Below are 23384 nucleotides of genomic sequence, written 5' to 3'. Positions count from 1 at the left end.
CGTTTGTTGAGGTGGGTCAACACCTCGGCCGCTCATCGTTCCAGAATATCAGTGTTTGGTGATATGCAAGGAGTAGTCATGAGCACGGAAGAAAGCAAGCGCCTGGGCGAAGCGGCCTATGCCAAGGCGCTGCAATACGAACTCGATTACGGCTGTTGCCCGCAATGCGTCCTGGCGACCGTGCAGGAAACGCTGGGCGGCATCGACGACGCGACGATCAAGGCAGTACATGGCTTGTCCGGCGGCGGTGGCCTGATGGCCGAAGGCGCATGCGGAGCGCTCACCGGCGGGCTGGTGGCCCTGTCGGCGAAATACGGGCGCGATCGCGACAAGCTCGACAAGGGGCGTTACATCAACAACTTCAAGAAGTGCAAGGAACTCGTTGAGCGCTTCCGCGCCGAATTCGGCGGCGTGACCTGCGCCGAGCTGCAGCAGCAATTCACCGGCCGCACTTACGACATGTGGAAGGCCGAGGAATATCAGGCCTTTTCAGAGGCCCGCGGCAACAAATGCGCCCATGCCACCGGTACGGTGACGCGCTGGGTGGTCGAGATGCTGGCAAAGTAACGCGCATGAAGGCAGCCATCACCCACGGAAGATGAAATACCCCTGCGCAAAAATAAACGCCCGCCCTCCCCCAGCCCCTCCCTCGCGGGAAGGGAGACGACCAGCGCGGCTTGCGCCGCGAAGGTAGGCTGCCGTCAAGGAAACGAAGGGCGGCGCTCTTTTTGCTTTGTATTTCACGTTAAAAAGGACGGCCTTGGCCGTCCCTGGCTGCGAAGCGCGCGGGGCTTCCCTTATTTTACGCGGTTCTTGTATTCCCCGGTGCGCGTGTCGATCTCGATCTTGTCGCCGATTTCGACGAAGATCGGCACCATCACTTCCATGCCGGAAGGCTTGATCTTGGCCGGCTTCATCACCTTGCCGGAGGTGTCGCCCTTGACGGCCGGTTCGGTGTATTCGACCTCGCGCACCACCGAGTTGGGCATTTCCACCGAGATCGCCTTGCCCTCGTAGAACACGACCTCGACCTGCATGCCGTCCTCGAGATAGGGGATGGCATCCTGCATGTTTTCGGCTTCGACCTCGTACTGGTTGTACTCGGCGTCCATGAACACATACATCGGGTCGGCGTAATAGGAATAGGTGCATTCCTTGCGCTCGGGGATGATCTGCTCGAACTTGTCGTCGGCCTTATAGACGGCCTCGGACGGCGCGCCGGTGAGCAGGTTCTTGAACTTGAACTTGACGACCGCGGCGTTGCGGCCGGACTTGTTGTATTCGTGCTTTTGGATCACGAGCGGCTGGCCATCGACCATGATGACATTGCCGGTGCGCAGTTCTTGAGCGGTTTTCATAGCAAATGCCTGGCGGGAAAAAGAAAGTCGCAAATTATAGCCGAGCCAGGCAGAACTTGACCAGATTCGTCGCTAGATCGCCGTGGGCGGCGATTTGTCTAGCCCAGGCCGGCGCCCGCGCTGCCAATGCCGGCAGACGTTCCATGAAAGCCGGCCAGTCGAGTGTTCCGACACCGTTCCAGGCGAGAAAGAAGTCACGCACTGCAGCATCGTCGGTATAGAGGTCGAGAAAAGCGGCGAGTTTGGCCAGATGCGCGTGCCCCGCCTGCGGGTAAGCCTGCCAGACGAAGGGGCGCGCGGCCCATTGCGCACGGACGAAGGAATCCTCGCCGCGCACGAAATTCAAATGGCAGCGATCGAGCAGGGCGTCGTAGCCGGTTTGCGGCAGGAAGGGCAGGGCGGCGAGCGTCAAGCTGCCGCGCTCGACGATAGCGTTGGCGGGAAAAGTCGCGCCCAGCCAGCGCTCGACCTGCTGACGGGGCAGACCGTCACAGACATGGCAGTGGATCGGTTGCCCACCGTCACGCCAGGCAGCCAAGAGCGCCGGCAATCGCGGGTTCTCGTAACAGAACAGCGAGACTTCCAGCGCGCCGGTCAAAGTCGGCGCTGGCGGCACGGCACGGTCGCGTTCGCGCAGCAGCCCGCCGGTGCCCGGCACGAAGCCGGGAAAGAAAAAGAACTTCTGCAGCCCCGCCTGCGGTGAAGGCAGGCCGTGACAGCCGGCCACCCAATCCTCGGCAGAGAGATATTCGAGATTGAGCCACACCGGCGGCCGCGCGCGGGCGCGCATCGCCTCGATATAGCGGGCCGGCAGCATGCAGGCGAAGCTCTCGATGACCACGTCCGCCGCTTCGACGCCGGCGAAATCGCCCGACCAGCCGCACACTTCGACCCCCTGCCGGTCCGGCGCCATCCAGCCGATGGGGGCCGGATCATCGATCCATAGCCGCACCCGCCAGCCGAACTCCACCGCCAGCTGATGCGCCAGCCGCCAGCAGACGCCCGCATCACCCAGATTGTCGATGACGGCGCAGAAGATGTCACAACGGATCGGCATAGCCATCTCGGCAGCGAATTTATCGCCTAGGGGAGGCGGTAGATGCGGTGGGCATTTTCCTGGGCCAACTTGCGAGCCAGATGGGGAGGCAGCTGATCAAGGAGGGAGCGTAAGTTGTCGAGGGTTGCTTTCATATACTCGGCGCGCACGTTGCCAGGCCGCGGAGGATAAAAAATGTCGCTGCCGACGACGAAACGATCTGGAAAATCTTCAAACAACTTGCGCCATACCGGTTTGAGCCGGTTCGTTTCGTCTAGGGCAAAGGCCGGATGTGACGCACCGCGCCCCACGCGAACGCTCATGTAAAGGTTGGGGTGGCGGGCGAGCAGTTCGCGGCACAATTGCGGCGTGCGGGCGCGGATCGGGTCGCTACCGGCATGCGCCCAAATGATTTTTGCGGCGCGATTATGTGCCAGGAAACGCTCAAAGGCCGCCAAGTTAGCCTTGACCTCGGCGGGATTGTGCTGGTTCTGGGGTAAGGGCGGAGGCAATGGAGCGATATCGTGCGGTGCGACGTCGAAATGGATATCGATTGGTACGTTGTTTTCTGCTGCAAGATCGGCCAGCAGCAGGAGCAGCGGGTGATCGGCCGCTATGGACTCGTAAGGATGGAATGAACCCATCTGGGGTAACGAAAGATGATGTACGGCGATTTCGCCAAAGCCAATGGCGCCAAGCGCCAGAACCTCCTCGGCGCGGTGGCGGAATTCATGGCGCACATCTTCATCGACTGTCTCCGGCGCTGTGCGGTGAAGCATTGGATTGAGGCTGCCGCCGCCTCCCAGCAAACGGAAGCGTTTGATGTCTTGGTCAAGGATGCGGTGCAGATCTTCGATGTCGTAGAAGAAAGGATTGCTCGGCGCCTGCGGTGGTGGCATGAGCAGGGAAAGGTCAATGCCGAGCCGGCTCATCTCGGCACGCGCGACCGCGAGTGCGGCTGGAAGCTGCGCGACACCGTGCGTATGTTCGAGATGGACGTGAGTGTCGATGAACTGCACGCCCTCGGCACGCACAGGGAAGGCGAGACAAAGGAGGAAGATGAAAACGGATATGGGGTTGTGCAGCATGGCAATCCGATAGCAGCGATTTCGAGTGCGCAAGCGCATGGGATCAGCCTGTGCTCGCAGGATCCACGACGTCGGTTGGCAAAGCATAGGAAACCCTTGTGCCTTCGACCCTGACGAAGCCTCTTTTGCAAAGCTCGGAGAACAGCGCGGCGAGTTGCTGCTCGGAAAGCTCTTTCTTGAAAAGCGCATGAAGCGTGCTCAGCAAGGTCTTTTGAGTCCTCGGCTTTGATGTCTTTCGGCGGACAAGATTGGCCACTACGGCTTCGACCTGAGCTTCGGGTGCGGCGGGGAGAGCAGGCTTGAAATAGGGAATGTCTGCTATGCAAGTGGATCGCTGGGCAAAAATCTTCCTGCCCTTGAGATACTTCAGCAACGGGTCAAAGCCGGAGTCCTTCGAGATGATGTGGAAGAAGGCTGCCGGTTCGGCGGCGGATAACACGCCGATGTAATAGGCGATGTGGAAATCGAGGGCATTGTTTCCGGCAGATTCAAGAATGATGTACTCGGCGCTCTCGCCAAGCGATTGAAGTGCCGCCGCCAGTGCAACGGGAATCTTGGATTGATTGGGACCGAGGAAAACCTTGACCTTGAACGGGCCGTCCTTGAGCAGGCCAATGTCCTTCGGTTGGACATTCTCAAAATCGACGAGGACGAAGTTCGTGCGTGTTGTCACGGGAGAACCCTAACGTGCTAGCTAACCGGCCGCCGGAGCGGCGAAGCCGCGGAGGGTACCTGCAAGCGCAGCTTGCAGGCGGTCCGGTTGAGCGAAGGGTTGGGGGTCGCCGTCACGCGAAGACTTTTTCTGGAAACGAATTGTGCGGAACAGTGCGCTTCAACTTTCCGAGGCTGCCGGAGACGTGACAGCTACCGCCGGACGGAACCTCGACACGAACCCACTGCGCATGAGTGGCGTGAAGATCGATGAGGGCGACAAGTTCATCCTTGGTCAACGCGCAGACCGTGGTTGTACCGCAGACCAAGCACACGAACACAGGATGGTCAGCCGAAATCTCAGCTTGAATGGACTGAAGATCGTGCGGCTGAAACGTAAAGCTCCAAGGAGAACGGGTTGATTTGCTGTACTTGGTGAAGACGTGGCGATTGGTGTTCACCAAGTAGTGACCGTACTTGGTGCTAGCTCGGTTGAGAGCTTTGAACGAATTATGCTCGACGATTTGAGTGAGCGCGGCACCGTGAAACCGATCTTGTTCTTGAATCTTCATTTCATCATGCTCCTTGGTGAGAAAAGGGATTGCGACCCCCAACGTGCTAGCTCAGGGGCGCGCCGCTTGCGGCGCGTCCCCCTGGAGCGAGGGGTTAGCGGAAAAGGGTTTCGCAGGCCAAACGAAGACAACAAACATAACGAACTCAAGCAAGAGAATGACCGGCGAAACCACACGTGTTACGGAGCCGCCCATGCCCAAAAAAGCGATGAGCGCGGCAGAAACAGACAAAAGCAAGCCAGCGGCGACCCGCGCTTTGGGGGTGACAGAACCGGCAACAACGCGAGGAAGACCAATAAGCAATGGCCCCAAGCCCAGCACCAACCCTATGATGAACAGCGGGCCGAAGAACAAAAGGTAACTTCCGAGCTCAGGTGGTTCGCCGACGCCATACGCGAACATAAGCCCGAGATAAGAGGGGGCTACGATCAAGGCGAACCCGAGAAGAATGGCAACGAGGCGGATAAAGGTGAGCATGTCGCTAACGCCTGAATTAAGCCGCGCCGCGAAGCGGCGTCGGCTTGAATGATTTGTTATGCCTAGTCTTCGACTACCCATTGAGGGTTCCACACGATTTCCCAGAGATGCCCATCGGGGTCTTGAAAGTATCCGCCATAGCCTCCCCAAAAAGTGTCCTGTGCTGGCTTGACGATGGTGGCACCGCACCTTCTCGCCTGCTCCATTACGGCGTCGACTGCCTTTTTGGATCCGACGTTGTGGCCAATTGAAAGTTCGGTTGCGCTTGGCGGTCCGAGTGGAAGCGTAGAATCGTGCGCAAGGCTTTTTCGAGGATAGAGGGCAAGTTTCAAGCCTCCTTCCAGATCGAAGAATACGACTGCACCGTGCTCGAACTCCGTCCCAATGATTCCTTCTGTTTCTAACCCCAACCCATCACGATAGAAGCGAAGCGATCTTTCAAGATCATCTACGCCGAGAGTAATGACCTTAATCCGTGGCTTCATAGATTGAACTCCTCTGTGAGGCATAACGTGCAGCTTGAGGGGCGCGGAGCCGGCTTGCCGGCGGAGCGTCCCACTCGAAGCGTTTGTTAGGCATACGGTTCATGGTTTGGGCGCTTGCTTGGTAAGGGGAAGAGCCGACCAAGAGACCCTCGCATAGGCTCCTTCGCCCTTAGATAATTGCTTGCGTTCAATGAAGCGCCCATCGAACTCAAATCTCTCGTTGATTTTGATTACAAGTAGCTTGTTGAAATTGCCAGCGCGTTTAACTTGAACTTGCCCCCCATCCTTTTCTGGGGAGATGGTTTTGATTTCTACAAAATCATTTCCAAGTTTTCCATCTGAACCCCTGGTATGCGGTTTGTGGCGCTTAATGCCGTATTTGATTTCAGCATATAGCTCACCCAACTCGCCCCAGATTTGCAGGTAGCGCCCCGTGAGCTCGTAGTAAGACCTTGCATTCTCCACCAAGCTCTCGAAAATCATAACCAGCTCAGGATCTTCATGTGGGTGCAGCGCTGATAGTTCTTTCTCTTGTACGGGCTCCCACTCCCAAGGGTTATACCCACAAGCAGCGGCATCAGCTATTTGCTCTGGACTATAGCCGTCGTTATGCATATCGTGGAGAAAGTCCCAGTCGCTCATATGTTTCCCCTTGCCTAACGTTGAAGGTAAGGGGCTGGCCGGAGGCGGGCGAAGCCCGCTGTAGGCCAGTCCCACTTGACCGCAATGTTAGAGAGCGCGGTTATAGCCACAGTGGGAAAGCTGCAACACGCGCAGAAGCGGATAGTTTTCGGAAATGGCACTGCGGCAAGCAACACCACACTCAACGACCTTTGAACGGACCTCGGCGACAAACTCATCAATGGACATGATTTGACCGCCTGCGATGGTGTCTCGGCCTTTTGGATGAGAAGGAAACACTGCGATTTGTCGCAATGGCGTTTCGGGCTGCAACCAAGAAAAGACTTCAGTAAAAATGAGTTTCCGGGCCGCCTCGAACTTTCTGGCATATCTGGCCTCGCGTGTATCCCAGGAGTGCGCATCTACCGACGGCTCGTAATGAACTAGATCGCTGGTGTGAGGGTTGTAGCCGATGACATCAAGCTCCATTTCCCAGCCGCCATGTTTTAGCCGCCCAACCTTGGTGTTTCGACGCACCAAGTAACCCTGCCAGTCTAGGTATTCAACGATGAGGGATTCGAGGTGGGACATAGCGCGCTCTAACGTCTAGTGAACACAGAAAAAGGTGTATAAATCCGAAAGTGGGTGTGTCCACCATCTCTGAAACTCCAGCAACCTACTGGAATCATATGGTTTCATCCGCGCTCCCTCCGGATATTACACCTTCCGTTTCGCCCGACGCTCCCAGGCCGCCCAAACTGCTCGACCAGGTGCGGGCGCGGCTGCGGACGAAACATTACTCGATCCGCACGGAAAATCAATATGTCTTTTGGATAAGGCGCTTCATTCTATTTCACGGCAAGCGCCATCCGCGCGAGCTGGGCGCGCGGGAGGTGGAGGCGTTCCTCTCCGATCTCGCGGTCAATGGCCGCGTGGCGGCCTCCACCCAGAATCAGGCGCTTTCGGCCTTGCTGTTTCTCTATCGCGAGGTGCTGGAGGTCGATCTGCCGTGGCTGGAGAACCTCACGCGCGCGAAGCCCTCGCAGCGGCTGCCGGTGGTGCTCACGCCGGCCGAGGTGCGCGCGGTGCTCGAGCGCATGGAGGGAGTGTATGGGTTGATGGCGCGGCTGTTGTATGGCACGGGCATGCGGCTGATGGAATGCGTGCGGCTGCGCGTGAAGGACGTGGATTTCGGCCGCAACGAGATCGTGATCCGCGACGGCAAGGGGGCGAAGGATCGCGTCACCATGCTGCCGGTGGCGCTGGTAGCCCCCTTGCAGGATCACCTGGCGCGGCGGCGCGTGATTTACGAGGACGATCTGCGCGATGGCAAGGCGGAAGTCTGGCTGCCGGATGCGCTCGCGAAGAAGTATCCGCATGCGGCAACCGAATGGGGCTGGCAGTATGTGTTTTGCTCGGGCTCACACTCGGTCGATCCGCGCAGTGGCGTTGTTCGCCGGCATCACATCGACGAGAAGCTCCTGCAGCGGGCGATGAAGAAGGCGGTGATGGCGGCGCGTTTGCATAAGCCCGCCACGCCGCACACTTTGCGCCATTCCTTCGCCACGCACCTGCTGGAAGCCGGCCACGACATCCGCACGGTGCAGGAGCTTTTGGGCCACAGCGACGTGCGCACGACGATGATCTATACCCACGTGCTCAACCGCGGCGGGCGCGGGGTTTTGAGCCCGCTGGATCGACTCTGAGCTGCCGTCCCGCCAGCGCCGAGTTTTTCCATGACGGATACCACCTTCGATAGCAAGACCTTCCTCGCCACGCTCACCGGGGCGCCGGGCGTCTATCGCATGCTCGATGCTGCCGGGGCGGTGCTCTATGTCGGCAAGGCGAAGAATCTCAAGAAACGGGTGTCGTCCTACTTCCAGAAGACCGACCACAGCCCGCGCATCCGGCTGATGCTGCAGCAGGTGGCGAGCGTCGAGACGACGGCGACGCGCTCGGAAGCCGAAGCGCTGATTCTCGAAAACACGCTGATCAAGAAGCTCAAGCCGAAATACAACATCCTGTTCCGCGACGACAAGTCGTATGCCTACATTGGGCTCTCCGGCGGCGACTTTCCCCGGTTGTTCTACCACCGCGGCGCGTTCGAGAAGAAATCACGCTATTTCGGCCCATTTCCCAGCGGGCTGGCGGTGCGCGAGGCGATCCAGCTGATCCAGAAGACCTTCCTGCTGCGCACCTGCGAGGAGGCGGTGTTCGCCCACCGCTCGCGGCCCTGTCTGCTGCACCAGATTCATCGCTGCAAGGCGCCCTGCGTCGGGCTCGTTTCGAGGGAGGAATACGCGGCCGACGTGAAGCTGGCCGAGGCCTTTCTCAAGGGTCGCCACGGCGAGGTGGTGGAGCAGCTCACGCGCCGGATGGAGGCCGAATCCGCGGCGCTGCGCTTCGAGCAAGCGGCCGTCTTGCGCGACCAGATCCGCGCCTTGCAGGCGGTGCTGCACCGGCAGTATGTGAGCTCGACCAAGGAGACCGATACCGACATCGTCGTGGCCGTCGCCGAGCGCGGCGAGCTGTGCGTGAATCTGGCGATGGTGCGCGGCGGGCTGCATCTGGGCGACCGGGCGTATTTCCCCGAGCTGGAAGGCGAGGCGAGCGCGGCGGAGGGATTGGTCGCGTTTCTCGAACAGCATTATGCCGACCACGAGAAACCGCCGCGGCTGATCCTCGAACCCTGGCCATTGGAAGAGCTGCCGGCGGGGCTCGAAGCCGGCGCGGCAAGGAACGAGATGGAGCGCGCCTGGCTGGAGATGGCGCGCAAGAATGCGCAACTGGCGCTGGCGGCGCGGCGGCAGAGCCGCATGCATGCCAGCGGACGGCTGGAAGCCTTGCGGCAGGCGCTCGATCTGCCGGAGCTGCCGCGGCGCATCGAGTGCTTCGACATCAGCCACACGATGGGCGAGGGCACGGTGGCCTCCTGCGTCGTTTGCGTCGATGGCGCGATGAAAAAAAGCGAATATCGCCGCTTCAACATCGCCGGCGTCACACCGGGCGACGATTACGCGGCTATGCGCCAAGCCTTGACGCGCCGCTATGAAAAAGTCGGCGCTGGCGAGACGGCACGGCCGGATTTGGTTCTGATCGACGGCGGTAAGGGTCAGCATGCGGTGGCGCGCGAGGTGTTCGACGAACTGGGGCTCTCGGATTTGGCGAGCGTCGGCGTGGCCAAGGGCGAGGGACGCAAACCTGGCTTGGAAACCTTGTTCGTTCATGGCCGGGACGAGCCGCTAGAATTGGCCATGGACAACGCCGGCTTCCATCTGATCCAGGAAATCCGCGACGAGGCGCACCGCTTCGCCATCGCCGGCCATCGCGCGCGGCGCGCCAAGGCGCGCGGCCGCTCTATCCTGGAGGAGGTGGCCGGGATTGGCCCGGCGCGGCGCCGGGCGCTGCTCGCCCATTTCGGCGGACTCGATGGCGTGAAGGCCGCCACGGTCGAGGACCTGTGCCGGGTGCCCGGCATCAGCCGCCGGCTGGCGACGGAAATCCATCGGCAATTGCACTCGGCATGATGTTCAGTCTTCCCAATACGCTCACCTGGGCACGCATCGTGCTCATCCCGCTGGTGGTGGGCGTGTTTTACCTGCCGCTGCCGCTCGATGAGCAGAATCTCATCGCCACCATCGCCTTCGTGGTGGCGGCGGTGACCGACTGGTTCGACGGCTGGCTGGCCCGCAAGCTCGGCCAGACTTCGGCCTTCGGCGCCTTTCTCGACCCGGTGGCCGATAAATTGATGGTCGCGGCGGCGCTGGTGATGCTCGTCCAACTCGCGCGCACCGACGCGGTGGTGGCGATCATCATCATCGGCCGCGAGATCGCGATCTCGGCGCTGCGCGAGTGGATGGCACACATCGGCGCGGCGAAGAGCGTCGCGGTCTCGTTCATCGGCAAGCTCAAGACCACGGCACAGATGATCGCGATCCCGATGCTGCTGTATTACGACCCGCTGTTTGGCCTGCCAATCGCCGGCATGGGCGAGGCGCTGATCTGGCTTGCCGCCGCGTTGACGCTGTGGTCGATGGGCTATTACCTCGGCAAGGCCTGGCCGGAGATTCGCAGCCGCGGCTTTTGAAGGTATCATTCGCCTTTCCCGTTACGGCTTTTTGCCATGACCAAATACGTCTTCGTCACGGGGGGTGTCGTGTCCAGTCTGGGCAAGGGCATCGCCGCCGCCAGCCTGGGGGCCATTCTCGAATCGCGCGGCATCCGCGTCACCCACCTCAAGCTCGATCCTTACATCAACGTCGATCCCGGCACGATGTCGCCGTTCCAGCACGGCGAGGTCTTCGTCACCGAGGACGGCGCCGAAACCGACCTCGACCTCGGCCACTACGAGCGCTTCACCAGCGCCAAGATGGGCAAGCGTAACAACTTCACGACGGGCCAGATCTACGAGTCCGTCATCAAGAAGGAGCGGCGCGGCGAGTATCTCGGCAAGACCGTGCAGGTGATCCCGCACATCACCGACGAGATCAAGCGCTACATCAAGCGCGGCGCCGAAGGCGCGGAAGTGGCGATCGTCGAGATCGGCGGCACGGTCGGCGACATCGAGTCGCTGCCCTTCCTCGAAGCGATCCGCCAGATGGGCATCGAAGAGGGCAAGCACAACGCCTGCTACATCCATCTGACGCTCTTGCCTTACATTCCCACCGCGGGGGAACTCAAGACCAAGCCGACGCAGCACTCGGTCAAGGAACTGCGTGAGATCGGCATCCAGCCCGACATCCTGCTTTGCCGCGCCGACCGGCCGATTCCCGAGGAGGAGCGGCGCAAGATCGCGCTCTTCACCAACGTGCAGCCCGAAGCGGTGATCGCCGCGCTCGATGCCGATTCGATCTACAAGATTCCCGGCATGCTGCATGACCAGATGCTCGACGAGATCGTCTGCCACAAGCTCGGCATCCTCGCGCGCGCGGCGAATCTCACCGTTTGGAAGAATCTCGTCGAGGCGCTCGAGCATCCGGAGCACGAGGTCGACATCGCCTTCGTCGGCAAGTATGTCGATCTCACCGAGTCCTACAAGTCGCTCACCGAAGCGCTCGTGCATGCCGGCATCCATACGCGCTCGAAAGTCAACATCCACTACCTCGATTCCGAAGACATCGAAAAGCACGGACCGGCTTCGTTGAAGGGCATGGATGCCGTGCTGGTGCCCGGCGGCTTCGGCAAACGCGGCACCGAAGGCAAGATCATCGCCATCCGCTATGCGCGCGAGCACAAGGTGCCTTATCTGGGCATCTGTCTCGGCATGCAGCTCGCCACGATCGAGTTCGCGCGCCACGTCGCCGGTCTCGAAGGGGCGAACAGCACCGAATTCGATCCGGATACGCCACACCCGGTCGTCGCACTGATCACCGAATGGGCCGACCGCGAAGGGCGCATCGAGAAGCGCGACGCCCATTCGAACCTCGGCGGCACGATGCGGCTGGGCGCGCAGCGCTGCCCCGTCAAGGAAGGCACGCTCGCCCATTCGATCTATGGCAACGAGGTCAATGAGCGTCACCGTCACCGCTACGAGGTCAACAACGCCTATGTGCCGAAGCTCGAAGCGGCGGGGCTGGTGATTTCGGCGCGCACCCCGACCGAAAACCTGCCGGAGATCCTGGAGCTGCCGCAAAGCCTGCACCCCTGGTTCATGGGCGTGCAGTTCCATCCGGAGTTCACCTCCAACCCGCGCACCGGACATCCGCTGTTCATCGCCTTCGTCAAGTCGGCGCTGGCGAGACGGCAAGGCAAAGCGAATGCCTGAGATTTCCCGTTTCCTGGGCATCATCATCCTGATGAACTGGGGCGACCATCCTCTGCCACATTTCCATGCCCGTTACGGTGAGTATGAAATCACGGTCGAAATCGAAACTGGCGTCGTGCGCGGTCAGTTTCCCAAACGGGCGTTGCGAGCCGTGCTGGATTGGCTAGACGAGCACAAGGATGAATTGATGGAAAATTGGTGCCTCGCCGAGCAACGTAAACCGATGCGACCGATCGCCCCTTTGGAATGACTGCCATGTTCTTGCATACCACCCAAGTCGAGCCCAGATCTGGATATCGCTTGTTCGTCCGCTTCAACAATGGCGTTTCCGGCGAAATCGACCTTTCCGGCGAATTGTGGGGAGAGATGTTCGAGCCCCTAAAAGACGAGGCGCTTTTCGCTACCGCCCGGCACGACGAAACGTTGCAAACCGTCGTCTGGGCCAATGGCGCGGATCTGGCACCAGAATTTTTGTTCGACTTGTTGAGCAAACAAACAGGGATGGCAGCATGAAACTGTTTGACTTCGACGTCGGCCTCGATCAGCCGCTGTTTTTGATCGCCGGCCCGTGTACGGCGGAGTCGGAGCAGCTCTGCCTCGATGTCGCCGGTCACATGAAAGAGGTGACGGCCAAGCTCGGCGTGCCTTACCTCTTCAAGGCCTCCTATGACAAGGCCAATCGCAGCTCGGGCAAATCGCCGCGCGGTCCCGGCATGGAAAAGGGGCTGGAGTGGCTCTCCCGCGTGCGCCGCGAGATCGGTGTTCCGGTGCTCACCGATGTGCATACCGAAGCCGATGTGGCGCCTGTCGCGGCAGTCGTCGATGTGCTGCAAACCCCGGCTTTCCTGTGCCGCCAGACCGATTTCATCCAGGCGGTGGCCGCTACCGGCAAGCCGGTGAACATCAAGAAGGGCCAGTTTCTGGCACCTGGCGACATGAAGCAGGTCGTCGCCAAGGCCAAGGAGGCCAACGGCGGCGCGGATACGATCATGGTCTGCGAACGCGGCGTTTCCTTCGGCTACAACAACCTCGTCGCCGACATGCGCTCCTTGGCCATCATGCGCGAGACCGGCTGCCCGGTGGTGTTCGACGCGACGCATTCGGTGCAGTTGCCGGGCGGGCAGGGGACGAGCTCGGGTGGGCAGCGCGAGTTCGTGCCGGTCTTGGCGCGCGCGGCGGTGGCTGCCGGCATCGCCGGTCTGTTCATGGAAACGCATCCCGATCCGGCCAAGGCACTGTCGGATGGCCCGAACAGCTGGCCGCTCGCACAGATGGCGAATCTTCTCGCCGAACTCGTCGAGCTCGATGCCATCGTCAAGCGGCATGGTTTTCGGGAGTGGCCATGATCACCCATCTCGTGCTGTTCAAGCTCAAACCCGGCATCGCACCCGATGACCGCCGCTTCGTTGCGGTGCAGGCCGCGATGGAAGCCTTGCCGCGCAAAATCTCTGTCATCCGTTCCTGGCAGCATGGCAGGAATCTCACGCCGGATGACGATGCCTGGGATTACGGCCTCGTTGCCACCTTCGACAGTGAAGCCGATCTCCATGCCTATTTCGAGCATCCGGACCATCTGCCGGTGCTTGCCCAATGGAACGAGATCGCGAGCCTCGCGTTCGTCGATCTCGCTGGTTGAATTTTGACTCTGCAAAGGAAGAAACATGAGTGCCATCGTTGATGTCGTCGCCCGCGAAATCCTCGATTCGCGCGGCAATCCCACCGTCGAAGCCGATGTCCTGCTGGAATCCGGCGTGATGGGCCGTGCCGCGGTGCCCTCTGGCGCCTCGACCGGCTCGCGCGAAGCGATCGAGTTGCGTGACGGGGATGCGGCGCGCTACCTCGGCAAGGGCGTCTTGAAGGCCGTAGAGAACGTCAATACCGAAATTTCCGAGGCGATCATCGGGTTGGATGCCGAAGAGCAGGCGTTCATCGACAAGACGCTGATCGAGCTCGACGGCACCGACAACAAATCCCGTCTCGGCGCGAATGCGATCCTCGCCGTCTCGATGGCGGTCGCCAAGGCGGCGGCCGAAGAAGCGGGGCTGCCGCTCTATCGCTATTTCGGCGGTTCCGGCCCGATGGTGATGCCGGTGCCGATGATGAACGTCATCAACGGCGGCGCGCATGCCAACAACAACCTCGACATCCAGGAATTCATGATCCTGCCGGTGGGCGCGAACAGCTTCCGCGAGGCGCTGCGCTGCGGCGCCGAGGTGTTCCAGAATCTCAAGAAGCTCGTCGACAAGAAGGGCTATCCGACCACGGTCGGCGATGAAGGCGGCTTTGCGCCGAACGTCTCAGGCAACGACGAAGCGATCGAGCTGATCCTGCGCGCGATCGAGGCGGCCGGCTACACGCCGGGACAGGACGTGGTGCTCGGTCTCGACTGCGCGGCTTCGGAATTCTTCAAGGACGGCAAGTACGTGCTGGCTTCCGAGAAGCTCGAGCTCGACTCTGCCGGCATGGCCGATTACCTCGCCACGCTGGTCGACAAATACCCGATCATCAGCATCGAAGACGGCATGAGCGAGGCCGACTGGGACGGCTGGAAGCGGCTCAACGACAAGCTGGGCAAGAAAATCCAGATCGTCGGCGACGACCTGTTCGTCACCAACCCGAAGATCCTCAAGGAGGGCATCGCCCAGGGCGTCGCGAATGCGATCCTCATCAAGGTCAATCAGATCGGCACGCTGACCGAGACCTTCGCTGCCGTCGAGATGGCCAAGCGCGCCGGCTGGACCAACGTGATCTCGCACCGCTCGGGCGAGACCGAGGATTCGACCATCGCCGACATCGCGGTGGGTCTCAATGCCGGCCAGATCAAGACCGGCTCGCTGTCTCGGTCGGATCGCATCGCCAAATACAACCAGCTCTTGCGCATCGAGGAAGATCTGGGCGACACGGTCGTCTATCCCGGCCTCGAAACCTTCTACAGCATTCGCAAGTAGCGTTTGCGAAGGGTCGCCCCGAGCAAACGCGGCACGCGCCGCCAGGCGCAATCCGCACCAGCCCCACCACGGAGACCCCCGTGATATCGAGCGTAGCGAGCATTCCTGAACCCCCCGCGAGGGGGGCGAAGGGAGGCGGGCTATGAGGTGGCCGACCTGGGTGTTGGCGGCCCTGCTGATCCTGCTGCAGTATCCGCTGTGGTTCGGCAAGGGGGGGCTGCTCCGGGTTTGGGACCTGGAGCGCCAACTTGCCGCCCAGCGCGAAATGAATCAGGGATTGGAAGCACGCAATGCGGCGCTGGATGCCGAAGTGCGAGATCTGAAGTCAGGCCTCGAGGCGATCGAGGAACGCGCCCGCTATGAACTCGGCCTCGTCAAGGAAGGCGAAATCTTCGTCCAGACACCGCAGAAGAAGCCGTAACCGACCGGTCTCAGGATGTAAAAAAGCCCGACACTTTAATCGTGGCGGGCTTTTTTTTAGAAACGGCTAGTCAATCGTTATACGAATTTGCGACGACGGAGCACACCAAGACCGGCCAAGCCAATGCCTAAAAGAGCAAGGCTGCCAGGCTCAGGGACGCTGGATCCATTAATGTTCAGTTTGACAATCGTATTTTCATCAAATGGAAGTGCCTGCCAATTTACATAAATGTTGTCGCCGTCGAAAGTAATATTGGATTGACTTAGGCCGCCCATGGTGGTGATTGGGTCAATCGTTACAGAGGTGAAGGCATCTATTGTGTCGTTAATGTCGAACAATCTAAGGCCATTAAAAATAGAATAACTCCAGAAGCTGGATGTGTAAAAATCGAAAGTGATGCTGTTGTCGGCAATATCCACGCTTGCTACATCGTAGTAAGAAGAATAAGTTCCCGTAAACTCGATTCCATCTCCCACAGTTGTGGGCGGGGCGGAGTAGTAAAGATTGTTGAGATCTGGATAGTAATACTCGTATCCAATAATTTTCCCATCAAGCAAGGCTGCATTGGAACTGGTAGCAGCCAGCAGGCACGAAATGGCAAGTAGAGTGCGTTTCATGGTAATCCTCCTTTCTGATTGGTTATGTGAGGCTGAAAGCATAATTCGTGCCTGGTGATAATTGCAATATAATTTAATGCATTGCATTGCAGTGCCTTATCGCAGTGTAAATTCCATCGACAGTGATTCCTCCACGCTGCACTTCCACCCGGAAGTCGATCAACGTGCCTTCAGGTTTTCCGGGTTCGGCAGCGAACGTCGGCAGCGCTCGGAAAGCGGCCAGGGGGAAAGCGCGTCTTACCGCGTGATTTCCTCCAGGAACTGTCGGTAGTTGTCGGCATTGACGACGTAATGCTCGGCCGAATGGGCGATACGCGCCAGGTGCTTCTCGGCAAGCTCATGGACGACCCGGCCAGGGGAGCCGACGACCAGCGAATTGTCCGGGATCACCTTGCCTTCGGGGATCAAGGAGCCGGCGCCGATCAGGCAGTTCTTGCCGATCACGACGCTGTTGAGGACGATCGCGCCCATGCCGATCAGCGAGCCGTTGCCGATCGTGCAGCCGTGCAGCATGACCCTATGTCCCACCGTGACGTTGCGGCCGATGGTCAGCGGAATGCCGTCATCGGTGTGCAGGATCGAGCCATCCTGGACGTTGCTGTTTTCGCCGACGGTGATCGGGTCGTTGTCGCCGCGCAGCACGCAGTTCCACCAGACGCTGCTGTGAGCCGCGAGTCGGACGTCGCCGATCACGGTGGCGTTGGGTGCGATCCATGCGGTCGGATCGATCTGCGGCGTCTTGACGCCGATGCGGTAGATCGGCATCAGTCGCTCCCGGCAGGCAAAGTGCAGACCAGATTGCGGTCGCCCCAGACGTCGTCGATGCGATTGACCGATGGCCAGAATTTGTTGCTGGCGACCCAGGGCAGCGGAAACACCGCCGTTTCGCGCGTGTAGGGCCGGTGCCACTCGCCGACGATGTCGGCCTGGGTGTGCGGCGCGTTCTTCAGCGGGTTGTCCTCGCGCGGCCAGACGCCTTGCTCGACGTTGCGGATTTCGTTGCGGATCGAAATCATCGCTGCGCAGAAGCGATCCAGTTCCGCCTGGTTTTCCGATTCGGTCGGTTCGACCATCAGTGTGCCGGCCACCGGGAAGCTCACCGTCGGCGCATGGAAGCCATAGTCCATCAGCCGCTTGGCGATGTCGATCTCGCTGATGCCGGTGGCTGCCTTGATGGCACGCACGTCGAGGATGCACTCGTGCGCGACGCGACCGTGGCTGCCGGTGTAGAGCACCGGGTAGTGGTCTTTGAGGCGCGTGGCGATGTAGTTGGCATTGAGGATCGCCACTTCGGTGGCCTCTCTCAGGCCAGTGCCGCCCATCATCGCGATGTACATCCACGAGATCGGCAGGATCGAGGCCGAACCGTAGGGGGCGGCGCTCACCGCGCCCTGACTGCCGACGCGCTCGGCCGCGAAGACGTGGCCGGGCGCATAGGGCGCCAAATGGGCTTTCAGACCGATCGGCCCCATGCCGGGGCCGCCGCCGCCGTGCGGGATGGCGAAGGTCTTGTGCAGATTGATGTGCGAGACGTCGGCGCCGATGTGGCCGGGCGAGGTGAGTCCCACCTGCGCGTTGAGGTTGGCGCCGTCCATATAGACCTGTCCGCCGTGGGCGTGGACGACCTCGCACATTTCCCTCACGGCCTCTTCGAACACGCCGTGCGTCGAGGGGTAGGTGATCATCAGGCAGGCAAGCCGGTCGGCGTATTGCGCGGCTTTGGCTTTCAGATCGGCGAGGTCGACATTGCCCTGGGCATCGCATTCGACGACCACGACCGACAGGCCGGCCATATGTGCCGAAGCCGGGTTGGTGCCATGCGCGGATTTCGGGATCAGGCAGACGTCGCGCTGGCCCTGGCCCTGAGCCTGCTGATAACGGCGGATCGTGACCAGGCCCGCGTATTCGCCCTGCGCGCCGGAATTGGGCTGCATGCACAGGGCATCGAAGCCGGTGATCGTGGCGAGCCACTGCGAGAGCTCGCCGATCATCTGCGTGTAGCCTTCGGCCTGTTCGGCGGGAGCGAAGGGATGGAGTTGTGCGAAGGCCGGCCAGGACACCGGCATCATCGCGGCGGTGGGGTTGAGCTTCATCGTGCAGCTGCCCAGCGAGATCATCGCCTGGTCCATCGCCAAGTCCTTGTTCTGCAGGCGCTTGAGATAGCGCAGCATCGCATGCTCGGTGTGGTGGTGATTGAACACCGGGTGGGTGAGGAAGGGCAAGCGGCGGCGGAGGTGAGCGGGAATCGCCTCCGGCACAGCGGCGGAAAAGTCGATGTTCTTGCCGAGCAGCTGGGCCAGCGCGGCGACGTCTTCGCGCGTGGTCGTCTCGTCGAGGCTGATGCCGATCGTTTCCTCGTCGATGTGGCGGATATTGAAGGGCGAATCCTTGAGAAGTGCCGTCTTGTCAGCGCCGACTTTGGCGACGATCGTGTCGAAGAACGCCCCCGTCACGCCCAGGGCATGGGCCAGCTGGCAGGTCAGCCGGTGGATGCGCCGCGCAATCCGTTGCAAGCCCTCCGGCCCGTGCCAGACCGCGTACATGCCCGCCATGTTGGCAAGTAGCACTTGGGAGGTGCAAATGTTGGAATTTGCCTTCTCGCGGCGGATGTGCTGCTCCCGCGTCTGCAGCGCCATCCTGAGCGCCGGCTTGCCGCGCGCATCCTTCGAGACGCCGATGATGCGGCCGGGCATCTGCCGCTTGTGCTCGTCCCGGCAGGCGAAGAAGGCGGCGTGCGGGCCGCCGTAGCCCATCGGAATGCCGAAACGCTGGGAGGAGCCGAGCGCGATGTCGGCGCCCATTTCACCGGGTGACTTGGTCAGCACCAGCGCCATCAGATCGCAGGCGACGGCGCTGATCGCGCCTTTGGCCTCGAGCTTGGCGATGACGGCAGTGAAGTCCTTGAGCTCGCCTTGCGCGTTCGGGGTTTGCAGCAGGGCGCCGAACACATCGTGGTCGGCGGCGCGCTCGGCCGGACCGAGGATGATCTCGAAGCCAAAGAAGGCCGCGCGTGTCTTGACGACGTCGATCGTCTGCGGGAAAGCCTCTTCATCGACGAAGAAGGCGTTCTTCTCCACCTTGCTCGTGCGGCGGGCCATCGCCATCGCCTCGGCGGCGGCGGTCGCTTCATCGAGCAACGAGGCATTGGCGACCGGCAGCCCGGTGAGATCGACCACCATCTGCTGGAAATTGAGCAGCGCTTCCAGCCGGCCCTGGGCGATCTCGGCCTGGTAGGGCGTGTAGGCGGTATACCAGCCGGGGTTTTCGAGGACGTTGCGCTGGATCACCGGGGGCAGGTAGGTGCCGTAGTAGCCCAGCCCGATGAAAGACTTCTTGAGCCGATTGCGATCGGCGCGCTCCTTGAGCTTCGCCAGCGCCGCATGTTCGGTGAGCGGCGTGGGCAGCGTCAGCGGGGCGGGCAGTCGGATGCCGGCCGGCACGGTCTGCTCGATCAGTTCGGCGCGGTCCTTGACACCGATGACGGCACACATCGCCGCCTGTTCGGCCGCATTCGGGCCGATGTGACGCGCGACGAACTCGTCGCGCCATTCGAGTTCTTCCAGCGTCATTCGGCGGCAACCTTCTCATAGGCGGCGGCATCGAGCAGCCCGTCGAGGTAGGCCGGATTGGCCGGCTTGATCTTGAACAGCCAAGTGCCATATGGGTCCTGATTCACCTTTTCCGGCGCAGCGAGAGCCTCGTCGTTTTTCGCCACGACTTCACCGGCCACCGGCGCATAGATGTCGGAGGCCGCCTTCACCGATTCGACCACCGCGCATTCTTTGCCGGCTTCAAGCGCTTGGCCGGGTTCCGGCAGTTCGAGGAAGACGATGTCGCCGAGTGCCTGCTGCGCATGGTCGGTGATGCCGACACTCACAGTGCCGTCGGCCTCGCGACGGGCCCATTCGTGGCTGGCGGTGTATTTGAGATCGGTGGGAACGTTCATGATTTCACTCCTGGAGAAGAGATTTGCCGTTGCGAACGAAGGGCGGCTTGACGACCTTCGCCTTCAATAACTTGTCGCGGACCGCGACCTCTACCACGTCAGCGGGTCGAACTCCCGCGGGCAGGCGCGCGAAGGCGATCGACCGTTCGAGCGTCGGGGAAAACGAGCCACTCGTCGTTTCGCCCTCGCCGTGCGCGGTGATGACCTTCTGATGAGCGCGCAGCACGCCGCGGTCGATGAGCACGAGGCCGAGGAACTGGCGCAGATTGCCTTGACTTTGCCGTGTCACCAGCGCCGATTTGCCGATGAAGTCTCGGCTGCCGTCTTTGAAATCGACGGTCCAGGTGAGACCCGATTCGAGCGGGGTGACCGACTCGTCCATGTCCTGGCCGTAGAGATTCATGCCGGCTTCCAGCCGCAGCGTGTCGCGCGCGCCCAGCCCCGCCGGCTTGACGCCGGCGGCGAGGAGCTTTTGCCACACGGCGATGGCTTGTGTCGCCGGCACGCTGATCTCGAAGCCATCCTCGCCGGTATAGCCGGTACGGGCGATCAGCCAGTCGTTCCATTCCGTTGCTTGAAAGACTGCGAGCGCTTCGCTCGCGGCGCGGCTTTCTGGAAAGGCCTGCCAGAATTTTTCCCGCGCCCGAGGGCCCTGAATGGCGATCATCGCCAGATCGCGGCGCGGCGTCAGGCTGACATTGAAATTCGTCGCCTGCGCCTGCATCCAGGCGAGATCCTTGGTGGCGGTGCCGGCATTGACGACGATACGGTATTTCGTCGGGGTGAAGAAATAGATGATCAGATCGTCGATGACGCCGCCCGCTTCATTGAGCATGCAGGAGTAGAGCGCCTTGCCAGGCAGCGTGAGCTTGGCGACGTCGTTGGCGACGAGGCGGCGCAGATAGCTTTGCGCGTCGCAGCCGGCGAGGTCTAGGCCTAGCATGTGCGAAACATCGAACATGCCGGCATCGCGGCGCACGAGGTGGTGCTCTTCGAGCTGCGAGCCGTAGTGGATGGGCATTTCCCAACCGGCGAAATCGACGAGTTTCGCGCCGGCGGCGAGATGAGCGTCATAAAGCGGGGTGCGTTGCGGCATGATGTGGCGATCTCCCTCCGCGTCTGGTGGTCATCCAGGCGCCCCATGCGCGCTGGATACCCCCTCTGTCCGGAACCTGAGAGATTCACGGAAGATCTGCTTCCGTTTGCTCCTTCGGTGCGCCGGACGACGATAGACCCGGCGGCTCTTCAGAGATCATGCGCAACATCGGTCCTTTTGCCTGAGAGTTTCCGGGGCGGTTGCTCCTTCGGCGTCGCCTCAACTGGGGTCGGGGCGAACTCTCCCGATATCGCGCCGGCTTGCGCCGCGCTTAACGCAGCGCAACATACCATTTCCCGGAAAAAAACGTCAAGGCTTCCCTGCTTCAGTCGAATAGGCGCGCGAGGATTTCCGGGCCATAGCGATAATTCTGCTGGCAGATCTCGTCTTCGACGCTGATGCAGCCTTCGGCCGCAAGGGTGGCCTCGATTTCCGCTCGTCCCAGGTTTTTCAGCATCCTGAGCACCTTGTCTTCGTCACGCGGGCAATGGTAGGAGACGGGCCGCGGATCGAAGAGGCGGATGTTCTCTTCTGGAAACACACGCATCAGCAGGTTCGCCACTGGGGTGGCCAGCTCGGCAGGCGTGAGGGTCGAAGCGAGGTGCAGGAGGCGGTTCCAGCCGTCCGGATCGCGGCGGTCGGCATCGGGCAGTTTCTGCAAAAACATGCCGCCGGCGAAATCCTCGTTGGCACCGAGCAGGAGCCAGGCCGGCTGCTGTTCGGATTGGGCGAGGTAATGCGCGAAGACTTCACTGAGATTGGCCCCGGCCAGCGGCACGATGCTTTGGTAAGGCGCCCCCGAGTGGGTGTCGAGTGTCAGAACCAGTTGGCCGTCGCCGAGCACCTCATCGAAACTCGGCGCTGGTGGGACGGCACCCCGATCCTGCCGAAGCCGCGCCATCCCGCGCAGGCGCAGCCGTTCATCGCAATCGACGTAGAGTAGCGAGACGAGACCGTGACCGTGCAACTGGAAGGTGATACGGCCGGGTGTCTTGAGGTTGGCGGCGATCAGCGCGGTGACCGCAGCCAGTTCGCCGAGTAGGGCATTGACGGGCGGCGGCAAGTCCCGGCCGGCCTGCAGTTCGTGCCAGACATTGCCGAGGGCGACGATCGCACCGCGGATGTCGAGCTCTTCGAAGAGAAAGCGGCGTACTGCATCCATCTTATTTGATGAAGCTCTCGAACATCGTCGGGTCGAAACCGACCAGCAGGTGGCCGCTCTCTGTTTCGACGACGGGGCGGCGAATCACGCTCGGAAATTCCATCATGATCGCCACCGCCTGGCTTTGCGTGGTGATTTGTTGCTGTTCTGGCGTCAGCTTGCGCCAGGTCGGCCCCTTGGTGTTGAGCAGGGTTTTCCAGCCCAAAACCTTGCACCAGGCGACGAGCCGCTCGCGCGGCACGCCGGCTTTCTTGTAGTCGTGGAATTCGTAGGGAATGTTGCGCTCGGCGAGCCATTGAAAGGCTTTTTTCATCGTGTCGCAGTTCTTGATGCCATAGATCCTGATCATGTCGCCTCCAAAATCGCTGGTCAGATGCGCAGTTTACCCGCCGGGCAACGGCGGGACTGTTCGAGGCGGTTCAGGGTCGGCAATAGATTCAGATCGGTTTGCGCCTTCAATTCGCGTGCCAAAGTCTTGAGTTCGCTCAAGGAGTGTTCCACCGCTGCGCCGGTCGCGGCGAAAGCGATCACATTGCCGCTCGCGCAAGACGGAAAGGCCAGCGCCCGGCCGTCGAAGGCAGATTCCAAACGTTCCAGCGAGGGGCGCACGCCGCGGCGCTTGGTGAGCAGATTCGTCACCAGTAGACCGCTTTCGGACAGATGCGCTTTGCAGTTCAGATAGAACGGCAGGGTGTCGAGCATGCCGCTGCGGCCGTTTTCGTCGAAGCCGTCGACCATGATCAGATCGAACTGCCGAGAGGTCTTGGCGACGAAATCGGCGCCGTCGTCGAGCTGGATGGTCAGGCGCTCGTCCTCCGGCGGCAGCTTGAAATAAAGGCGTGCGACATCGACGACCTCCGGGTCGATTTCGACGACCGTCAGCCGTGCTTCCGGCCGGTGCCGATAAAGGAACTTGGTCAGCGAACCAGCCCCCAGCCCGATCAGGAGAGCCGTGCGCGGCCAGTCCGGATCGGGGCGGAGCAGCAGGGCGGCCATCATCTCGCGCGTGTAGTCGAGCTCCAGCGCCCAGGGGCGGGCCACACGCATCGCTCCCTGGATCCAGTGGGAGCTGAAATGCAGATACCGCACACCGGCGGATTCGCTGACCTGGATTTCCATGCGGCCTCGCAAAAAATGATCAC

At 61.2% G+C, this 23384-nt stretch carries 28 protein-coding genes and 1 riboswitch; of the genes, 11 read left to right on the top strand and 17 right to left on the bottom strand.

Annotation, left to right across the window (positions count from 1 at the left end; translation table 11 throughout):
• Window positions 1–78: 78 nt before the first annotated feature.
• Entirely contained in the window at window positions 79–567 is a 489-nt protein-coding gene (locus M52SOB_RS06995; RefSeq protein WP_131111192.1) for a C-GCAxxG-C-C family protein, read from the top strand.
• Window positions 568–797: 230 nt separating this feature from the next.
• Here M52SOB_RS06995 and efp read toward each other — a convergent pair whose 3' ends face one another.
• The 9 genes from efp to M52SOB_RS06950 all read right to left on the bottom strand — a co-directional run bounded on the left by efp (window position 798) and on the right by M52SOB_RS06950 (window position 6879).
• Window positions 798–1358 (bottom strand): elongation factor P, encoded by a 561-nt coding sequence (gene efp / locus M52SOB_RS06990; RefSeq protein WP_131111191.1) that lies wholly within the window; start codon window positions 1356–1358, stop codon window positions 798–800.
• Window positions 1359–1392: 34 nt separating this feature from the next.
• Entirely contained in the window at window positions 1393–2421 is a 1029-nt protein-coding gene (gene earP, locus M52SOB_RS06985) for an elongation factor P maturation arginine rhamnosyltransferase EarP (protein ID WP_284155019.1), read from the bottom strand.
• Window positions 2422–2441: 20 nt separating this feature from the next.
• Window positions 2442–3482 (bottom strand): amidohydrolase family protein, encoded by a 1041-nt coding sequence (locus M52SOB_RS06980; protein WP_172601773.1) that lies wholly within the window; start codon window positions 3480–3482, stop codon window positions 2442–2444.
• A 43-nt stretch (window positions 3483–3525) separates the two neighbouring features.
• A complete protein-coding gene (locus M52SOB_RS06975; RefSeq protein WP_131111189.1) occupies window positions 3526–4155 on the bottom strand; it encodes a PIN domain-containing protein in 630 nt (209 codons plus the stop codon).
• A gap of 112 nt (window positions 4156–4267) precedes the next feature.
• The gene (locus tag M52SOB_RS06970) at window positions 4268–4705 is read right to left on the bottom strand and encodes a hypothetical protein (protein WP_131111188.1); all 438 of its coding nucleotides are present in this window, start codon (window positions 4703–4705) and stop codon (window positions 4268–4270) included.
• A 51-nt stretch (window positions 4706–4756) separates the two neighbouring features.
• Entirely contained in the window at window positions 4757–5182 is a 426-nt protein-coding gene (locus M52SOB_RS06965) for a hypothetical protein (protein WP_131111187.1), read from the bottom strand.
• Window positions 5183–5244: 62 nt separating this feature from the next.
• Complete coding sequence (locus tag M52SOB_RS06960) at window positions 5245–5667, bottom strand: VOC family protein (RefSeq protein ID WP_131111186.1); 423 nt, start codon at window positions 5665–5667, stop codon at window positions 5245–5247.
• Between the two features lie 99 nt (window positions 5668–5766).
• Window positions 5767–6309 (bottom strand): hypothetical protein, encoded by a 543-nt coding sequence (locus M52SOB_RS06955; protein ID WP_131111185.1) that lies wholly within the window; start codon window positions 6307–6309, stop codon window positions 5767–5769.
• A gap of 87 nt (window positions 6310–6396) precedes the next feature.
• On the bottom strand, window positions 6397–6879 hold the full coding sequence (locus M52SOB_RS06950) for a hypothetical protein (protein ID WP_131111184.1): 483 nt from the start codon (window positions 6877–6879) through the stop codon (window positions 6397–6399).
• A 98-nt stretch (window positions 6880–6977) separates the two neighbouring features.
• Between M52SOB_RS06950 and M52SOB_RS06945 the strand changes: the two genes are divergently transcribed.
• The 10 genes from M52SOB_RS06945 to ftsB all read left to right on the top strand — a co-directional run bounded on the left by M52SOB_RS06945 (window position 6978) and on the right by ftsB (window position 15421).
• Window positions 6978–7994: an integron integrase gene (locus tag M52SOB_RS06945; protein WP_131112468.1), complete on the top strand. Its 1017-nt coding sequence runs from the start codon at window positions 6978–6980 to the stop codon at window positions 7992–7994.
• Between the two features lie 30 nt (window positions 7995–8024).
• Window positions 8025–9815 (top strand): excinuclease ABC subunit UvrC, encoded by a 1791-nt coding sequence (gene uvrC / locus M52SOB_RS06940; protein WP_131111183.1) that lies wholly within the window; start codon window positions 8025–8027, stop codon window positions 9813–9815.
• Window positions 9815–10375: a CDP-diacylglycerol--glycerol-3-phosphate 3-phosphatidyltransferase gene (gene pgsA, locus M52SOB_RS06935; RefSeq protein ID WP_131112467.1), complete on the top strand. Its 561-nt coding sequence runs from the start codon at window positions 9815–9817 to the stop codon at window positions 10373–10375. Before uvrC ends, pgsA begins: the two co-directional genes overlap by 1 nt.
• A 36-nt stretch (window positions 10376–10411) precedes the next feature.
• Window positions 10412–12052: a CTP synthase gene (pyrG, locus tag M52SOB_RS06930; protein ID WP_131111182.1), complete on the top strand. Its 1641-nt coding sequence runs from the start codon at window positions 10412–10414 to the stop codon at window positions 12050–12052.
• Window positions 12045–12302, top strand: coding sequence for a DUF4160 domain-containing protein (locus tag M52SOB_RS06925; RefSeq protein WP_131111181.1), 258 nt, complete (start codon window positions 12045–12047; stop codon window positions 12300–12302). The genes pyrG and M52SOB_RS06925 overlap by 8 nt, the downstream gene beginning before the upstream one ends.
• Before the next feature lie 5 nt (window positions 12303–12307).
• Window positions 12308–12565 (top strand): DUF2442 domain-containing protein, encoded by a 258-nt coding sequence (locus tag M52SOB_RS06920; RefSeq protein WP_131112466.1) that lies wholly within the window; start codon window positions 12308–12310, stop codon window positions 12563–12565.
• The gene (gene kdsA, locus M52SOB_RS06915) at window positions 12562–13398 is read left to right on the top strand and encodes a 3-deoxy-8-phosphooctulonate synthase (RefSeq protein WP_131111180.1); all 837 of its coding nucleotides are present in this window, start codon (window positions 12562–12564) and stop codon (window positions 13396–13398) included. The genes M52SOB_RS06920 and kdsA overlap by 4 nt, the downstream gene beginning before the upstream one ends.
• Window positions 13395–13688, top strand: coding sequence for a Dabb family protein (locus M52SOB_RS06910; protein WP_131111179.1), 294 nt, complete (start codon window positions 13395–13397; stop codon window positions 13686–13688). Before kdsA ends, M52SOB_RS06910 begins: the two co-directional genes overlap by 4 nt.
• A 25-nt stretch (window positions 13689–13713) precedes the next feature.
• Window positions 13714–15000 carry a phosphopyruvate hydratase gene (gene eno, locus M52SOB_RS06905; protein ID WP_131111178.1) on the top strand — a complete coding sequence of 429 codons (1287 nt, stop codon included), beginning with the start codon at window positions 13714–13716 and terminating at the stop codon, window positions 14998–15000.
• Window positions 15001–15142: 142 nt separating this feature from the next.
• On the top strand, window positions 15143–15421 hold the full coding sequence (gene ftsB, locus M52SOB_RS06900) for a cell division protein FtsB (protein WP_131111177.1): 279 nt from the start codon (window positions 15143–15145) through the stop codon (window positions 15419–15421).
• A 77-nt stretch (window positions 15422–15498) separates the two neighbouring features.
• On the opposite strand, the gene M52SOB_RS14020 is transcribed toward ftsB, so the two are convergent.
• The 8 genes from M52SOB_RS14020 to M52SOB_RS06860 all read right to left on the bottom strand — a co-directional run bounded on the left by M52SOB_RS14020 (window position 15499) and on the right by M52SOB_RS06860 (window position 23361).
• Entirely contained in the window at window positions 15499–16038 is a 540-nt protein-coding gene (locus tag M52SOB_RS14020) for a PEP-CTERM sorting domain-containing protein (RefSeq protein WP_284155018.1), read from the bottom strand.
• A 237-nt stretch (window positions 16039–16275) separates the two neighbouring features.
• On the bottom strand, window positions 16276–16803 hold the full coding sequence (locus M52SOB_RS06890; RefSeq protein WP_131111176.1) for a gamma carbonic anhydrase family protein: 528 nt from the start codon (window positions 16801–16803) through the stop codon (window positions 16276–16278).
• Window positions 16803–19607, bottom strand: a complete 2805-nt coding sequence (gene gcvP, locus M52SOB_RS06885; RefSeq protein WP_131111175.1) for an aminomethyl-transferring glycine dehydrogenase — start codon at window positions 19605–19607, stop codon at window positions 16803–16805. The genes M52SOB_RS06890 and gcvP overlap by 1 nt, the downstream gene beginning before the upstream one ends.
• Window positions 19604–19984, bottom strand: coding sequence for a glycine cleavage system protein GcvH (gcvH, locus tag M52SOB_RS06880; protein WP_284155017.1), 381 nt, complete (start codon window positions 19982–19984; stop codon window positions 19604–19606). Before gcvH ends, gcvP begins: the two co-directional genes overlap by 4 nt.
• A 4-nt stretch (window positions 19985–19988) precedes the next feature.
• Window positions 19989–21080 (bottom strand): glycine cleavage system aminomethyltransferase GcvT, encoded by a 1092-nt coding sequence (gene gcvT / locus M52SOB_RS06875; RefSeq protein WP_131111173.1) that lies wholly within the window; start codon window positions 21078–21080, stop codon window positions 19989–19991.
• A 159-nt stretch (window positions 21081–21239) separates the two neighbouring features.
• Window positions 21240–21337: riboswitch (glycine riboswitch) on the bottom strand.
• 68 nt (window positions 21338–21405) lie between these two features.
• A complete protein-coding gene (hslO, locus tag M52SOB_RS06870) occupies window positions 21406–22242 on the bottom strand; it encodes an Hsp33 family molecular chaperone HslO (RefSeq protein WP_131111172.1) in 837 nt (278 codons plus the stop codon).
• Window position 22243: 1 nt separating this feature from the next.
• Complete coding sequence (locus M52SOB_RS06865; protein ID WP_172601771.1) at window positions 22244–22591, bottom strand: ArsC family reductase; 348 nt, start codon at window positions 22589–22591, stop codon at window positions 22244–22246.
• 20 nt (window positions 22592–22611) lie between these two features.
• Window positions 22612–23361 carry a fused MFS/spermidine synthase gene (locus M52SOB_RS06860; RefSeq protein ID WP_131111171.1) on the bottom strand — a complete coding sequence of 250 codons (750 nt, stop codon included), beginning with the start codon at window positions 23359–23361 and terminating at the stop codon, window positions 22612–22614.
• Window positions 23362–23384 lie beyond the last annotated feature (23 nt).

Origin of the sequence: Sulfuricystis thermophila, from assembly GCF_004323595.1 — a bacterium.
GTDB classification, from domain to species: Bacteria; Pseudomonadota; Gammaproteobacteria; order Burkholderiales; family Rhodocyclaceae; genus Sulfuricystis; species Sulfuricystis thermophila.
This window is presented reverse-complemented; position numbering and strand designations above follow the sequence as displayed.

Excerpts from the sequence above, each read along its gene's own strand:
- M52SOB_RS06920 (WP_131112466.1), top strand. The coding sequence starts at position 12,308 with ATGTTCTTGCATACCACCCAAGTCGAGCCCAGATCTGGATATCGCTTG.
- M52SOB_RS06950 (WP_131111184.1), bottom strand. The coding sequence starts at position 6,879 with ATGTCCCACCTCGAATCCCTCATCGTTGAATACCTAGACTGGCAGGGT.
- gcvP (WP_131111175.1), bottom strand. The coding sequence starts at position 19,607 with ATGACGCTGGAAGAACTCGAATGGCGCGACGAGTTCGTCGCGCGTCAC.
- M52SOB_RS06970 (WP_131111188.1), bottom strand. The coding sequence starts at position 4,705 with ATGAAGATTCAAGAACAAGATCGGTTTCACGGTGCCGCGCTCACTCAA.
- eno (WP_131111178.1), top strand. The coding sequence starts at position 13,714 with ATGAGTGCCATCGTTGATGTCGTCGCCCGCGAAATCCTCGATTCGCGC.
- M52SOB_RS06890 (WP_131111176.1), bottom strand. The coding sequence starts at position 16,803 with ATGCCGATCTACCGCATCGGCGTCAAGACGCCGCAGATCGATCCGACC.
- M52SOB_RS06865 (WP_172601771.1), bottom strand. The coding sequence starts at position 22,591 with ATGATCAGGATCTATGGCATCAAGAACTGCGACACGATGAAAAAAGCC.
- gcvT (WP_131111173.1), bottom strand. The coding sequence starts at position 21,080 with ATGCCGCAACGCACCCCGCTTTATGACGCTCATCTCGCCGCCGGCGCG.
- M52SOB_RS14020 (WP_284155018.1), bottom strand. The coding sequence starts at position 16,038 with ATGAAACGCACTCTACTTGCCATTTCGTGCCTGCTGGCTGCTACCAGT.
- gcvH (WP_284155017.1), bottom strand. The coding sequence starts at position 19,984 with ATGAACGTTCCCACCGATCTCAAATACACCGCCAGCCACGAATGGGCC.
- M52SOB_RS06860 (WP_131111171.1), bottom strand. The coding sequence starts at position 23,361 with ATGGAAATCCAGGTCAGCGAATCCGCCGGTGTGCGGTATCTGCATTTC.
- uvrC (WP_131111183.1), top strand. The coding sequence starts at position 8,025 with ATGACGGATACCACCTTCGATAGCAAGACCTTCCTCGCCACGCTCACC.
- efp (WP_131111191.1), bottom strand. The coding sequence starts at position 1,358 with ATGAAAACCGCTCAAGAACTGCGCACCGGCAATGTCATCATGGTCGAT.
- M52SOB_RS06910 (WP_131111179.1), top strand. The coding sequence starts at position 13,395 with ATGATCACCCATCTCGTGCTGTTCAAGCTCAAACCCGGCATCGCACCC.
- M52SOB_RS06995 (WP_131111192.1), top strand. The coding sequence starts at position 79 with ATGAGCACGGAAGAAAGCAAGCGCCTGGGCGAAGCGGCCTATGCCAAG.
- M52SOB_RS06955 (WP_131111185.1), bottom strand. The coding sequence starts at position 6,309 with ATGAGCGACTGGGACTTTCTCCACGATATGCATAACGACGGCTATAGT.
- pgsA (WP_131112467.1), top strand. The coding sequence starts at position 9,815 with ATGTTCAGTCTTCCCAATACGCTCACCTGGGCACGCATCGTGCTCATC.
- M52SOB_RS06965 (WP_131111187.1), bottom strand. The coding sequence starts at position 5,182 with ATGCTCACCTTTATCCGCCTCGTTGCCATTCTTCTCGGGTTCGCCTTG.
- M52SOB_RS06925 (WP_131111181.1), top strand. The coding sequence starts at position 12,045 with ATGCCTGAGATTTCCCGTTTCCTGGGCATCATCATCCTGATGAACTGG.
- pyrG (WP_131111182.1), top strand. The coding sequence starts at position 10,412 with ATGACCAAATACGTCTTCGTCACGGGGGGTGTCGTGTCCAGTCTGGGC.
- kdsA (WP_131111180.1), top strand. The coding sequence starts at position 12,562 with ATGAAACTGTTTGACTTCGACGTCGGCCTCGATCAGCCGCTGTTTTTG.
- M52SOB_RS06960 (WP_131111186.1), bottom strand. The coding sequence starts at position 5,667 with ATGAAGCCACGGATTAAGGTCATTACTCTCGGCGTAGATGATCTTGAA.
- ftsB (WP_131111177.1), top strand. The coding sequence starts at position 15,143 with ATGAGGTGGCCGACCTGGGTGTTGGCGGCCCTGCTGATCCTGCTGCAG.
- M52SOB_RS06980 (WP_172601773.1), bottom strand. The coding sequence starts at position 3,482 with ATGCTGCACAACCCCATATCCGTTTTCATCTTCCTCCTTTGTCTCGCC.
- earP (WP_284155019.1), bottom strand. The coding sequence starts at position 2,421 with ATGGCTATGCCGATCCGTTGTGACATCTTCTGCGCCGTCATCGACAAT.
- hslO (WP_131111172.1), bottom strand. The coding sequence starts at position 22,242 with ATGGATGCAGTACGCCGCTTTCTCTTCGAAGAGCTCGACATCCGCGGT.
- M52SOB_RS06945 (WP_131112468.1), top strand. The coding sequence starts at position 6,978 with ATGGTTTCATCCGCGCTCCCTCCGGATATTACACCTTCCGTTTCGCCC.